This is a genomic window from Halomonas piscis (genome assembly GCF_031886125.1).
GTDB lineage: Bacteria > Pseudomonadota > Gammaproteobacteria > Pseudomonadales > Halomonadaceae > Vreelandella > Vreelandella piscis.
On sequence record NZ_CP119391.1, the window covers coordinates 2365994 to 2378465 of the forward strand.

Here is a 12472-nt window from a genome sequence, read left to right on the forward strand (position 1 = left end):
CCGGTCGGGGAACGACCGCCGGCTGCCACGGCTCGAAGCATCGCCTGCGCATCGTGTATACTCGCAGCCTACCTGCAGCTTTCAATCGAGGGTGGCCATGACAACCCCCCAAGGCAAAGTGATCGTCGGCATGTCCGGCGGCGTCGACTCTTCCGTCTCAGCCCTTTTGCTGCTCGAGCAGGGTTACGAGGTCGAAGGCCTGTTCATGAAGAACTGGGACGAAGACGACGGCACCGAATACTGCACCGCCAAGGAAGACCTGGCGGACGCCGAGGCGGTGTGCGCAAAGCTCGGCATCCCGCTGCACACGGCCAACTTTGCCGCCGAATACTGGGACAACGTCTTTGAACACTTCCTGGCCGAATACCAGGCCGGGCGTACCCCCAACCCGGACATCCTTTGCAACCGCGAGATCAAGTTCAAGGTGTTTCTCGACTACGCCGAAATGCTCGGCGCCGAGAAGATCGCCACCGGCCACTACGTGCGTCAGGGGCTGGTCGCCCGGGGCGAAGACGTTGCCCGCCCGCGGCTGCTCAAGGGGCTGGATGCCAACAAGGACCAGAGCTACTTTCTCCACGCCGTGCCCGAGGCGGCCATCGCCCGCACGCTGTTCCCGGTAGGCGAACTGGAAAAGCCCGAGGTAAGAAGGCTGGCCGAGGCGCACGGCCTTGCCACCGCGCGCAAGAAAGATTCCACCGGCATCTGCTTTATCGGCGAGCGGCGCTTCAGCGATTTCTTGAAGCAGTACCTGCCCGCTCAGCCGGGCACCATCGAAACCCCGGACGGCGACGTCATCGGCGAGCACCAGGGGCTGATGTACTACACCCTGGGCCAGCGCCAGGGGCTGGGCATCGGCGGGCTGGCCGACTATTCCGAAGATCCCTGGTACGTGGCGCAAAAAGACCTTGCCCGCAACGTGCTCGTCGCCGTGCAGGGCAAGCACCACCCGCTTTTGTACAGCGACTCGCTTGCCACCGAGCCCATGGAATGGATCGCCGGACGCGCGCCCGCTGCCCGGGGGCGCTTTCGCGCCAAGACCCGCTACCGCCAGGCGGATCAGCCCTGCTCGCTGAAGACCCGCGCCGACGGCGGCGTCGAGGTGCACTTTGACGACCCTCAGCGCGCGGTAACGCCGGGCCAGTCGCTGGTGATCTACGACGGCGACGTTTGCCTTGGCGGCGGCGTGATCCGCAACGCCTGGAACGCCAGGGAGGCCGCCGCATGAGCAACGCCACGCCGATTCACCGCGCCCCGGACGATCCGGCCAGCCGCCAGGCGCTGGCGCTGGCCGGCGTCTTTCAGGCGGCCAGCCTGGTCGACGAGCTGACGCGCAACGGCCACGCCGATCAGCGCTCCTGGGAAACGCTGATCCAGGCCACCGTGGACACCAACCCGCCAAGCTTTGAGGCGATTTACGGCGGCCACCCCAACAATCTGCGCCAGGGGCTGGAAATGCTCGAAGCGCTCGTCGGCCGCAAGCAGGGAAGCCCGGTGATTATGCGCTACGGCTTTTCGCTGATTCTGCTGATGAGCAAGCTGCGCAAGAATACTGCCATGCTCGATGCGCTGGGCGAGTCGCTGGATCGTGTCCAGCACCAGGCTGCGCACTTCGGCGCCACCCACGAAAACGTTATCGCCAACCTCGGCGAAACCTATCAGGAAACGCTATCCACCTTTAAACACCGCATCGTGGTGCAGGGCGATCCCGCCATGCTGCAAAGCCCCATGATGCCCGAACGCGTGCGCGCCTGCCTGCTGGCCGGGGTGCGCTTTGCCCTGCTCTGGCACCAGCAGGGCGGACGCCGCTGGAAGCTGATGTTTCAGCGCAGCGCCCTGCGCCGCGCCCTGGATGACCTGCGCTAGACGGTTGGCGCGAGACAGCTTGCGCTCGCCTAGGCCTAGCCCGTGATGACGATCGACTGACCTGGAAAAAGACCATGCAACTTTCTGCCCTGACCGCCCTTTCCCCCGTTGACGGCCGCTACGGCGCCAAGACCGCCGCGCTGCGCGAGCACTTCAGCGAATTCGGCCTGATCCGCGCTCGGGTCATCGTCGAGGTACGCTGGCTTGAGTGCCTTGCGGGCCAGGGGCAGATTGTCGAAGTGCCGCCGCTGTCCGCCGACGCCGCGGGCTTTCTCGATGCCCTGATCCGGGATTTCAGCGAAGCCGACGCCCAGCGCATCAAGGATATCGAGGGCACCACCAACCACGACGTCAAGGCGGTGGAATATTTCCTCAAGGAACGCATCAGGGATAACGCCGAGCTTGACGCAATCAGCGAATTCATCCACTTCGCCTGCACCTCCGAGGACATCAACAACCTCGCCTACGGCGTGATGCTCAGCGACGGCCTGGACGCCCTGCTGCCCGTGCTCCACGAAGTGGTCGAGGGCATCGCCGCGCTGGCCGCAGAGCACGCCGCCCAGCCGATGCTCTCGCGTACCCACGGCCAGACCGCAAGCCCCACTACCCTGGGCAAGGAAATGGCCAACGTCGCCTATCGGCTGAAGCGCCAGCTTTGCCGGATCGAAGAAACGCCCCTTCTGGGCAAGATCAACGGCGCGGTGGGCAACTACAACGCCCACCTTGCTACCTACCCGGAAGTTGACTGGCAGGCCAACGCGCGCGCCTTCGTGGAAGGTCTGGGGCTCACCTTCAACCCCTATACGACCCAGATCGAGCCCCACGACTACATCGCCGAGCTGTTTGACGCCATCGGCCGCTTCAACACCGTGCTTTTGGACTTCGACCGCGACGTCTGGGGCTATATTTCGCTTGGCTACTTCAAGCAGAAAACCGTGGAAGGCGAAATCGGCTCCTCGACCATGCCGCACAAGGTCAACCCCATCGACTTCGAAAACTCCGAAGGCAATCTGGGGCTTGCCAACGCCGTGCTCGATCATCTGGCCACCAAGCTGCCGATTTCCCGCTGGCAGCGCGACCTCACCGACTCCACGGTGCTCAGAAACCTCGGCGTGGGGCTGGGCTATGCGCTGATCGCCTACCGCGCCTCGCTCAAGGGCATCGCCAAGCTCGAGGCCAACCCCGAACGTCTGGCGGCTGACCTCGACGCCAGCTGGGAAGTGCTGGCCGAGCCGATCCAGACCGTGATGCGCCGCTACGGCATTGAGAAACCCTACGAGAAGCTCAAGGAGCTGACCCGGGGCAAACGCATCGACCAGGCGGGCTTTGCCGCCTTCATCGACACCCTGGCGCTGCCCGACGACGTCAAGCACGAGCTAAAAGCGCTGACCCCGGCCCGCTATATCGGCAACGCCGAAGCCCAGGCCCGCGACCTCACCCGACAGCTGCGTACGCTATAAGTACGCGCGCTGTCACCACCTACGCTGTCAACCGGCCACCTCGCCAAGGATACCGCCATGACCCACCATGATACGCCGCTGACCCTGCTGGGAGACTTGACCCCGGCCGAGTTTATGGCCGAGTACTGGCAGCAAAAACCGCTGCTGATTCGCGGCGCCATGCCGGAGTTTCGGTCACCGATTGACGCCGACGAGCTCGCCGGACTTGCCTGCGAAGACGGCGTGGAAGCCCGGCTGATCGAAGAGCACGGCCCGGACAGCCCCTGGCAGGTCTCCCACGGCCCCTTTGACGAGGCCACCTTTGAGCGCCTGCCCGAGCGCGACTGGACGCTACTGGTGCAGGCCGTGGACCACTACGTGCCCTCGGTGGCTGCCCTGCTCGACGAGTTTGACTTCCTCCCGCGCTGGCGGCTGGACGACATCATGATCAGCTATGCGCCCCCGGGCGGCAGCGTCGGCCCCCACGCCGACCAGTACGATGTCTTTCTGCTTCAGGCTGCCGGGCATCGCCGCTGGCAGCTCGGCGGCAAAACCGCCGAAGACGCGCCGATCATCGACGGCATCGACCTGAAGATCCTCGAAACCTTCGAAGTCGAGACCGACTCCGACTGGGTGCTGGAAACCGGCGACATGCTTTATCTGCCGCCGGGCTGGGCCCACCACGGCGTCAGCGAAACCGACGAGTGCATGACCGTTTCGGTGGGCTTTCGCGCGCCGTCCGCCGATGAGGCCGTGACCTCCTATGCCGATTACCTGGGCGAGCAGCTGCCGGCGTCGCTGCGCTACAGCGACGCCGGCATGGCGCCGGCACGGACCCCCGGCGAGATCGACGACGCGGCCCTTGAACGCATGCGCCGGCTGATACTCGACACGCTGGACAACCCGGTGCAGATGAGCCAGTGGTTCGGCCGGGTGATGACCCAGCCCAAGTACGTTGACCAGCTGATTCCCTTTGATCCGCCGCTGGACGAGGCCGCCCTGGTGGAAAAACTCAAGGAAACGCCGCTGTATCCGGCGCCCGGCTCGCGCTTTGCCTGGCGCCGGGACGGCGGCGCCACTACGCTGTTTGTCGACGGCGACGGCTATCCCTGCACCCCGGAACTTGCCGTGAGGCTGTGCGAAAGCCGGCCCATACGCGCCGACGTGCTCGCCGACTTCCCAGGAGCGGCAGCGCTGCTCACGCAGCTGGTCAACGCCGGCAGCCTCAACTTCCCGCTCGACGACGACTAGCCCGACCCCGCTCCTGCCGGGCAGCCCGCCCGGCTTCGCCTCGCTTCCCGCCACGCGCACCAAACCTGACAGGAAACTCAGCTACAGCATTGGCCGAGCTTCTCCTCCCATGTCGTCACGCTACAACCCCGCCTGCTCCCAAAAGCCAATTGCTGCCGGAAGGCCCCATCGCGGATAGTAGAGTCACGTTCCGCGGCAAGCAGGGCCGCCGGATACCCTTAGCGATACCTCGACGCCACAGGAGAGAGCACATGACGGGACTGCTTGAAGAGATTCAGGAACTGAAAAAGAAGCGCGACGCCCAGGGCGGCAAGTGGGACAACATCAATCCCGAATACGCCGCGCGCATGCGCCGGCAGAACCAGTTCCATACCGGGCTGGACATCGCTCGCTACACCGCCGCCATCATGCGCGAAGACATGGCCGCCTATGACGCGGACAAAAGCCTCTACACCCAGTCGCTGGGCTGCTGGCACGGCTTTATCGGCCAGCAGAAGATGATTTCGATCAAAAAGCACTTCAACACCACCAAGCGCAGCTACCTTTACCTTTCCGGCTGGATGGTAGCGGCCATGCGCTCGGAGTTCGGCCCGCTGCCGGACCAGTCGATGCACGAAAAGACCTCGGTGCCGGCGCTGATCGAAGAGCTTTACACCTTTTTGAAGCAGGCCGACGCCTGGGAGCTCAACCACCTCTTCCGCGAGCTTGACGAAGCCCGTGAAGCCGGCAACGACGTCCAGGCCAAGGCGCTGGTCCGCGAAATCGACGAGCACCAGACCCATATCGTGCCGATCATCGCCGACATCGACGCCGGCTTTGGCAACTCCGAGGCGACCTATCTGCTGGCGAAGAAATTCATCGAGGCCGGCGCCTGCTGCATCCAGCTGGAAAACCAGGTATCCGACGAGAAGCAGTGCGGTCACCAGGACGGCAAGGTCACCGTGCCCCACGAGGACTTCATCGCCAAGATCAACGCCGTACGCTACGCCTTTCTCGAGCTTGGCGTCGATGACGGCGTCATCGTTGCCCGCACCGACTCGCTGGGTGCCGGCCTGACCCAGAAAATTGCCGTCACCGAAGAGCCCGGCGACCTGGGCGACCAGTACAACAGCTTCCTGGACGGCGACGAGATCGAAAGCGCCGACGACATCGGCAACGGCGACGTGGTCATCAAGCAGAACGGCAAGCTGGTCAAGCCCAAGCGCCTGGCCTCCAACCTTTACCAGTTCAAGCCCGGCACCGGCGAAGACCGCGTAGTGCTTGACTGCATCACCAGCCTGCAAAACGGCGCCGATCTTCTGTGGATTGAAACCGAAAAGCCCCACGTCGGCCAGATCGCCGGCATGGTCAACCGCATCCGCGAAGTCTGCCCGGACGCCAAGCTGGTCTACAACAACTCGCCCTCGTTCAACTGGACGCTGAACTTCCGCCAGCAGGTATTCGACGCCTGGCAGGCAGAGGGCAAGGACGTCTCGGCCTACGACCGCGACGCGCTGATGGACGAAAAATACGACGACACCGAGCTGGGCCGCCTGGCCGACGAGTGGACCGCTAACTTCCAGCGCGATGCCGCTCGGGAAGCCGGCGTGTTCCACCACCTGATCACGCTGCCGACCTACCACACCGCCGCGCTCTCCACCGACAACCTGGCCAAGGGCTACTTCGGTGAAGACGGCATGCTGGCCTACGTGGCCAACGTCCAGCGCGAGGAAATCCGTCAGGGCATCGCCACGGTCAAGCACCAGGACATGGCCGGCTCCAACATCGGCGACGACCACAAGGAATTCTTCCACGGCGACGCCGCGCTCAAGGCCGGCGGCAAGGACAACACCATGAACCAGTTCGGCTGATCCCCGGCGAAGCCAGCTGGAACACTCACGCACTACCACCGAAGGGAGGCTCTCGCGCCTCCCTTTTTTGTCGTTTGAACCCCGCTGAGCCGCCCGCCGAGCACGCCGGGCTGTTAATGCCCAGCGTTTCGGCCTATGCTGCACGCCGTAAAGACGTCTTGAGCGACGGGCTTTATCCTATTACGCTGCACGTAACATACTGACTGGAGAATGTGCCATGAAACGACTACTGCCCGTTGCCGCCCTCAGCCTGCTGACCCTTGCCGGCTGCGTTAACACCTCGCCCTACTCCGGCGACGTTTACAGCGGCAGCCAGGCGAAAAGCAGCCAGAACGTTACCTACGGCACCATCCAGGCCGTCCGCCCGGTTCAGATCCAGGCCGACAGCCGTACCGGCGGTCTGCTCGGCGGCGGCACCGGCGCGCTGATCGGCGGCGTGCTGGGCAACCAGGTAGGCGGCGGCAGCGGCAGGAAGATCGCCACCGCCGCGGGTGCCATCGGCGGCGCCATGGCCGGCACCAAGGTGGAAGACAGCGCCAACCGCATCAACGGCGTGGAGCTTGAAATCCGCACCGACGCCGGTAACGACGTGGTCGTGGTACAAAAAGCCGACCGCCAGTTCGAGCCCGGCCAGAAAGTCCGCCTGATCGGCTCAGGCTCCAACGTCAGCGTTGCGCCTTACTGAGCCGGCTACGCGCGCGCCGCGATCAAGGCAATTGCCGGTTTTGACGCTACGGTAACGAAAAACACCGGCCAGAAAGGCCGGTGTTTTTTTGCAGGCTGTTTTCTGCTCTAGGAAAGCTTCTTGCCCGCCACGCTTGTTACCTTGGCCACGATCAGCGCGATGATGCCCAGCAGGATCACCACCAGCAGCACGTCGATGGGGCGCACCAGGGCCGTGGCCCCGAGCACGGCAATGGCGGTTACCCAGATATAGCGGTTCTTGCCGTGGCTTTTCAGCATCGCCGTCAGCATCTTGTCGATACCCTGGCTGACGCCGTCGTTCCAGCGCTTGTTGGCAAAGTAGAAGATCAAGGCAAAAGCAATGACCCAGATGACAAAGATCGTCATAGACAGACTCCAGGAGGCAATAGGTCGACGTGAAAAGCCGAACGTCAAAAGGATAAGTGGCGCTAGGGTAGCTTTGCTCCTTGTACGGCGCAATAGCGCCGGGAAAACGCGTCAAGGAAAATCCCCGCGACCACTGACATCGGGTCCGTTTCCGCGTTACCATCCGCCGACACGATTCCAATGCATTCACCGAAAGGTTCTTTCATGCAAATTGCGCAAAACTCGGTCGTCGCATTTCACTACACCCTGACCAACGAAGCCGGTGAAGTGCTCGACAGCTCCGAAGGCCGCGAGCCGCTTACCTACCTGCACGGCACGGGCAACATCATTCCCGGGCTGGAAAAGCAGCTGGAAGGCGCCTCCCCCGGCGAAAAACTCAACGTCAGCGTAACGCCGGAAGAAGGCTACGGTGAAGTCCAGGAACAGCTGATGCAGGAAGTCCCCCGCGATGCCTTCCAGGGCGTGGAAAACGTTGAGCCGGGCATGCAGTTTCAGGCCCAGACCGAAGGCGGCCCGCTGATGGTTACCGTCAAGAAGGTCGAAGGCGACACGGTATTGGTAGACGGCAACCACCCGCTGGCCGGCCAGAACCTGACGTTCGACGTTGAAATCTCCGACGTCCGCGAAGCCAGCGCCGAGGAAATCGAGCACGGCCACGTGCACGGCGAAGGCGAAGGCAGCGCCGAACAATAAGCGCAGGTATCATCCCGCGGGCAAACCCCGATCAGGATACGACAAAGCGGCCCCTCCGGGTAATGCCAGTCAGTTAACGCTGACTGGCATTTTTCTTAGTGGGGTATTTCTGTGGTCGCCGCCTGACTGAGCGAGGATAAGATCGTTCGCGTCGTTCAGGCAGGACGAAGGAAGGTGCCATGTCCAGCATCGACTGAACCACGCCGGGCACGCGTCCTGGCGAGACCCAGGGCAGGATCGTTAACTCCTTGATGAGCCAGTGAGCAGCCTGATGGAAGCTGAGCTGATTGGGATGCACGGCATCCAGGCTATAGGCCATGCGAGCCATCTGGAAGCGGATCAGGTTATAGGCTAACAACGTGCCCCAGAGCTCCTGAAAGACCATCTCCGGGGTGCGGCTACGCAGTGTCAGGCGGTTACCCAGCAGAGATTGCTTCATTTCCCGGTAGCCCAGTTCGATTTCCCAGCGGTGGCTGTAGAGATCGACGATATCCGCCGCCGGAAAGCGCAGCGGGTCGGTCATCGAGGTCAGGATCTGCACTTCCTTGCCGTTCACCTTGCGGCGTAACAGCCGCGCCGTCATCGTCGGCGGCAAGGCTGGCCACTTCTTGCGCGCCTGAGGTGACGTCGACAGGGTCACCAGGCGATCCTGCCGGCCTAGTGAGCGCTCTTCCTGATACTGTGTTCCCTTCTTTAGAGGAATCAGCCAATGCCGCTGCTCGCCGGCGCTCTGCCAGGCATGCAGCAAACCCAGTGAGTAGAACCCACGATCAAACAGCGTCAGGGAGTGATCCGGGGTGCTGCCGATGAGCTGAGTGGTCAGCTCCATTTCACTGCTCGCGACACTGTCGAAGGCGGATCCCGTCAGCAGGTGGCTGGTCAGCTCCATCTGGCACACCATGCGAATCTGCGGATAGCTCGCCTCCCCCTGAGCATTGCGCGTGCGCGCAAAGGCTGCCTGATTCTCGGGAGAGTCAGGAGTACGCCAGACCACACCATCAACGCCCAGTAACGTCAGACCACTCCAGTGGGGGTGAGGGGTCTGCTGATGCCACAGGGCCTGGGTCTGCTCGAAGACGCGCTTGACGGGCTCCACTCCAAGCCGTTGACGTGCCTGCACCACGGCACTGGGCGCGACGAAGGGACGCTTGCCGGGCAGCATGATGTCGAGGTGATTGACGATCTGCCCCATCGGGATATGCCGAAACAAGGCCATCCCGACAACCGCCCAGACCACCATGTCCAACGGCAGGCGACGCTTGCGCAGTGTGGCCACGCCGGCTTCTTCAAGACAGGTGTCGATCAGTTCAGGGGAGAGCACCTCGGAGAGGCTGGAGAAATCGTCGGGTACCGACTTGGCGATGGCATCAATAGCGTCGCTGAAATGCATGGACCTTCCCGTGTCAGTGTGCCTGACACGGGAAGGTCTCATGATCAACTTATTGAGAACAGGCTTAACTGACTGGCATTAGGCCCCTCCGGGCCGCTTTTTTGGTTCACCGCACTTTATCAGGAAAGCCGGCACGACTCCCGGACAAACCGTGGTGGGAAATGGGATGGCCCCGTCCTTCTGTGCCAAGCTGGATATGACATCTAGCTAGCAGTGCACAGAACACTGACGGCATCTGAAAGGAGGGCCCATCCATGAAACAGATTAGCATTGTCGGCATTGACCTGGCCAAACACGTTTTTCAGTTGCACGCCGCCGATGCGCGCGGCCATAACGTCTTTAACAAGCAGGTTAAGCGTGATCAGCTGCGGCTCACGCTGGCCCAGCTGCCGCCTTGCCGCATCGCCATGGAGGCGTGCGGCTCGGCCCATTATTGGGCACGCGAAATTCGCGCCCTGGGCCATGAGGCAGAACTACTGCCGCCGCAGGCGGTCAAGCCCTTCGTGCTGGGCCACAAGAATGATGCACGCGATGCCGCGGCTATCGCCGAGGCCGCAGCACGCCCGGCGACGCCTCGGGTGACGATCAAGACAGAAGCGCAACAATCCCTGCAAGCGGTGCACCGGGTGCGCAGTCGGTTAGTGCGCGAGCGCACTGCCATCGGCAATGAGCTGCGCGGCCTACTGGGAGAGTTTGGCCTGATCGTGTCGCAAGGGCATGCGGTAATACGCCAGGGTGTGATCCGTGAGCGACTGGACGAGCAACGGGCGCGGCTGGGTGAAGAACTCTACACCCTGCTGAACGACCTGCTCGACCAGTGGCTCGAGAACGATGCGCGAATCGCGCGCTATGACAAGCGGCTGCAGCGACAGGCCAAAGCGTCAGCCGACATGCAGCGGCTGATGAGTCTGCCCGGCATCGGCCCGATCAACGCCACGCTGTTGTTCAGCCACCTGGGCGATCCGGCACGGTTTCCCAACGGGCGTCAGTTCAGCGCCTCGTTAGGGTTAGTGCCACGCCAGCATTCCAGTGGTGGCCGCCATCAGTTAATGGGTATCACCAAACGCGGCAATGGTGAGGTTCGACGGCAGCTGGTGCACGGTGCCCGCGCGGCATTACGCCAGTTTCAGCGCCAGGAACAGCCCGACCGGCTGTCCCGCTGGGCCTGCTCATTAGCGGCGCGTCTTGGACAACGCAAGGCCATTGTGGCCCTGGCAAACAAGATGGCGCGGATTTGCTGGTCGCTATTGGCCCATGAACGCCGCTACCAGCCGCAGGAGGCCGCTTAATGATACCGAATAAACAGGCGAGATCGTTCAGCATACGATAAGTTACCCAACCCCGAGGTTGCGCAGGCGAGATGCTTCGATGGCATAACGGGTCAGACCGACTCTCTGTCACTCTGTGAAGTGCGCAGGCCCATGGCGAGGCCGAGTGGGAGATCAGAGCAGAGAGCGCGTATTCCATCAGGGCCAGGCACCGCAGGTGCCACCAACAGGCCGGATATAAGCGTGCAGTCCTCACCTTTATGCGTGGTTGCTTCTAGCTTGCACAACAGGACGGGTCCATATAAGCGCACTTCAGTGCGCGAGGTTACCGCCACAACACCGCCTTCGCGCATAAGCTGCGCTCCCACCCAAAGACATATTTCAGTGCCATCACGGCGTCATTTTCACGCCAATCTGCGAAGAACTTTTTTAGCGTCGCATCACGGCTGGCGGCGCTCTACCCGGCGCAGCCAGGTGGCGATGGCAAAGGTTACCGCGAACAGCAGCCAGGAACCCAGGGTGACGCCGGCCCAGCCGTCCCACAGCCAGAACGGCTCCAGCCAGAAACCGCCAAGGCTGGCTCCGGTGTAGTAAAACACCAGATAAAGCGCCGAAGCGCTGCCCCTTGCCCGCTGGGCGTTGCGCCCCACCCAGGCAGACGCCAGCGAATGGGTCAGAAAAAAGCCGAAGGCGTTAACGGTCAGCCCCAGAATCACCAGCGTCAGCGCATCGGCCCGGGTCACGGCGGTGCCGACGCAAAGAAGCGCCACGCCTGCCATCATGCAGCGCGCCGGAGAGAAACGTCCCGCCAGCCGCCCGGACAGCGTGGAGCCCACGGTGCCGCTCAGATAGGTCAAGAACAAAAGCCCCAGGCTGCTCGCGGCCAGGCTGTACGGCGCCTGGGCAAGCCGGAAGGTGATATAGCTGTACTGGTTGATAAACACCATGAAGTTGATGCCGCCCAGCAAGTAGGCCCCCAGCAGCACCGGCGTACGCAGGTGCTGGCAGAGATCGACCGCGGCCGTCTTTAGGTGAAACGGCTGGGCCACGAACGTCCGGCTGCGCGGCAGCAGGCGCCAGAACACCGCCGTGCCTGCCAGGGTCATGACGCCCACGGCAATGAAGGCTGCCGAGGCGCCGCCCAGATCCGCTACCAGACCGCCCACTACCCGTCCGCTGATGCCGCCCAGCGAGTTGGCGGCAATATAAAGCCCCACGGCGCCGGCCAGCGCCCGTTTGTCGAACGTGTCCGCCATCCACGCAATGGCCACCGCCGGCAGCCCGCCAAGCACGAACCCCTGCAGCAGGCGCAGCGCCAGCAGAGCGGAAAAGCTGGGAGCAAAGGCCAGCACAATAGAGCCAACCCCCGCCACCAGCAGGCTGTAGCGCATTATGCCTTCGCGCCCGATGGCGTCCGACAGCGGCCCGAACACCACCAGGGCAAAGGCCAGCGACAGCGTCGCTGCCGACATCACAAAGCTGACCGCCAGCGTAGAGACGCCGTAGGTTCGATGGAGCTCGGGCAGCAGCGGCTGGGGAACGTACAGGTTGATAAAAACGAGAAACGACCCGAGGCACAGCGCCAGCGTCGCGCGCCACCAGGCCGGCGTATGGATGGTGATCATAAAGGGTGGCTCGGCCCGAGGG

The 12472-nt window shown here is 63.0% G+C and carries 11 protein-coding genes; 8 read left to right on the plus strand and 3 right to left on the minus strand.

Translation table 11 applies throughout. The features are described from left to right. Window positions 1-97: 97 nt before the first annotated feature. From mnmA to P1P91_RS11150, 6 genes are all read left to right on the plus strand, one after another. Window positions 98-1225, plus strand: coding sequence for a tRNA 2-thiouridine(34) synthase MnmA (gene mnmA, locus P1P91_RS11125; RefSeq protein ID WP_311882662.1), 1128 nt, complete (start codon window positions 98-100; stop codon window positions 1223-1225). Continuing rightward, the gene (gene hflD / locus P1P91_RS11130) at window positions 1222-1863 is read left to right on the plus strand and encodes a high frequency lysogenization protein HflD (RefSeq protein ID WP_311882663.1); all 642 of its coding nucleotides are present in this window, start codon (window positions 1222-1224) and stop codon (window positions 1861-1863) included. The genes mnmA and hflD overlap by 4 nt, the downstream gene beginning before the upstream one ends. A gap of 74 nt (window positions 1864-1937) precedes the next feature. After that, entirely contained in the window at window positions 1938-3323 is a 1386-nt protein-coding gene (gene purB, locus P1P91_RS11135; protein ID WP_311882664.1) for an adenylosuccinate lyase, read from the plus strand. Window positions 3324-3380: 57 nt separating this feature from the next. Beyond that, complete coding sequence (locus P1P91_RS11140) at window positions 3381-4553, plus strand: cupin domain-containing protein (protein WP_311882665.1); 1173 nt, start codon at window positions 3381-3383, stop codon at window positions 4551-4553. 251 nt (window positions 4554-4804) lie between these two features. Beyond that, window positions 4805-6403 carry an isocitrate lyase gene (locus P1P91_RS11145; RefSeq protein WP_311882666.1) on the plus strand — a complete coding sequence of 533 codons (1599 nt, stop codon included), beginning with the start codon at window positions 4805-4807 and terminating at the stop codon, window positions 6401-6403. Window positions 6404-6620: 217 nt separating this feature from the next. Beyond that, entirely contained in the window at window positions 6621-7088 is a 468-nt protein-coding gene (locus P1P91_RS11150; RefSeq protein ID WP_311882667.1) for an outer membrane lipoprotein, read from the plus strand. 107 nt (window positions 7089-7195) lie between these two features. Here the strand turns inward: P1P91_RS11150 and P1P91_RS11155 are convergent, their stop codons facing one another. Continuing rightward, window positions 7196-7474, minus strand: coding sequence for a DUF3566 domain-containing protein (locus tag P1P91_RS11155; protein ID WP_311882669.1), 279 nt, complete (start codon window positions 7472-7474; stop codon window positions 7196-7198). A 204-nt stretch (window positions 7475-7678) separates the two neighbouring features. Here P1P91_RS11155 and P1P91_RS11160 point away from each other — a divergent pair, with 204 nt between their 5' ends. After that, window positions 7679-8167, plus strand: coding sequence for an FKBP-type peptidyl-prolyl cis-trans isomerase (locus P1P91_RS11160; RefSeq protein ID WP_311882671.1), 489 nt, complete (start codon window positions 7679-7681; stop codon window positions 8165-8167). A 73-nt stretch (window positions 8168-8240) separates the two neighbouring features. Here P1P91_RS11160 and P1P91_RS11165 read toward each other — a convergent pair whose 3' ends face one another. Further along, on the minus strand, window positions 8241-9557 hold the full coding sequence (locus P1P91_RS11165) for an IS4 family transposase (RefSeq protein WP_311882673.1): 1317 nt from the start codon (window positions 9555-9557) through the stop codon (window positions 8241-8243). 254 nt (window positions 9558-9811) lie between these two features. On the opposite strand from P1P91_RS11165, the gene P1P91_RS11170 reads away from it, so the two are divergent. After that, complete coding sequence (locus P1P91_RS11170) at window positions 9812-10846, plus strand: IS110 family RNA-guided transposase (RefSeq protein WP_311882674.1); 1035 nt, start codon at window positions 9812-9814, stop codon at window positions 10844-10846. Between the two features lie 419 nt (window positions 10847-11265). Here P1P91_RS11170 and P1P91_RS11175 read toward each other — a convergent pair whose 3' ends face one another. Continuing rightward, window positions 11266-12450 (minus strand): MFS transporter, encoded by a 1185-nt coding sequence (locus P1P91_RS11175; protein ID WP_311882675.1) that lies wholly within the window; start codon window positions 12448-12450, stop codon window positions 11266-11268. Window positions 12451-12472 lie beyond the last annotated feature (22 nt).

Excerpts from the sequence above, each read along its gene's own strand:
- mnmA (WP_311882662.1), top strand. The coding sequence starts at position 98 with ATGACAACCCCCCAAGGCAAAGTGATCGTCGGCATGTCCGGCGGCGTC.
- hflD (WP_311882663.1), top strand. The coding sequence starts at position 1,222 with ATGAGCAACGCCACGCCGATTCACCGCGCCCCGGACGATCCGGCCAGC.
- purB (WP_311882664.1), top strand. The coding sequence starts at position 1,938 with ATGCAACTTTCTGCCCTGACCGCCCTTTCCCCCGTTGACGGCCGCTAC.
- P1P91_RS11140 (WP_311882665.1), top strand. The coding sequence starts at position 3,381 with ATGACCCACCATGATACGCCGCTGACCCTGCTGGGAGACTTGACCCCG.
- P1P91_RS11145 (WP_311882666.1), top strand. The coding sequence starts at position 4,805 with ATGACGGGACTGCTTGAAGAGATTCAGGAACTGAAAAAGAAGCGCGAC.
- P1P91_RS11150 (WP_311882667.1), top strand. The coding sequence starts at position 6,621 with ATGAAACGACTACTGCCCGTTGCCGCCCTCAGCCTGCTGACCCTTGCC.
- P1P91_RS11155 (WP_311882669.1), bottom strand. The coding sequence starts at position 7,474 with ATGACGATCTTTGTCATCTGGGTCATTGCTTTTGCCTTGATCTTCTAC.
- P1P91_RS11160 (WP_311882671.1), top strand. The coding sequence starts at position 7,679 with ATGCAAATTGCGCAAAACTCGGTCGTCGCATTTCACTACACCCTGACC.
- P1P91_RS11165 (WP_311882673.1), bottom strand. The coding sequence starts at position 9,557 with ATGCATTTCAGCGACGCTATTGATGCCATCGCCAAGTCGGTACCCGAC.
- P1P91_RS11170 (WP_311882674.1), top strand. The coding sequence starts at position 9,812 with ATGAAACAGATTAGCATTGTCGGCATTGACCTGGCCAAACACGTTTTT.
- P1P91_RS11175 (WP_311882675.1), bottom strand. The coding sequence starts at position 12,450 with ATGATCACCATCCATACGCCGGCCTGGTGGCGCGCGACGCTGGCGCTG.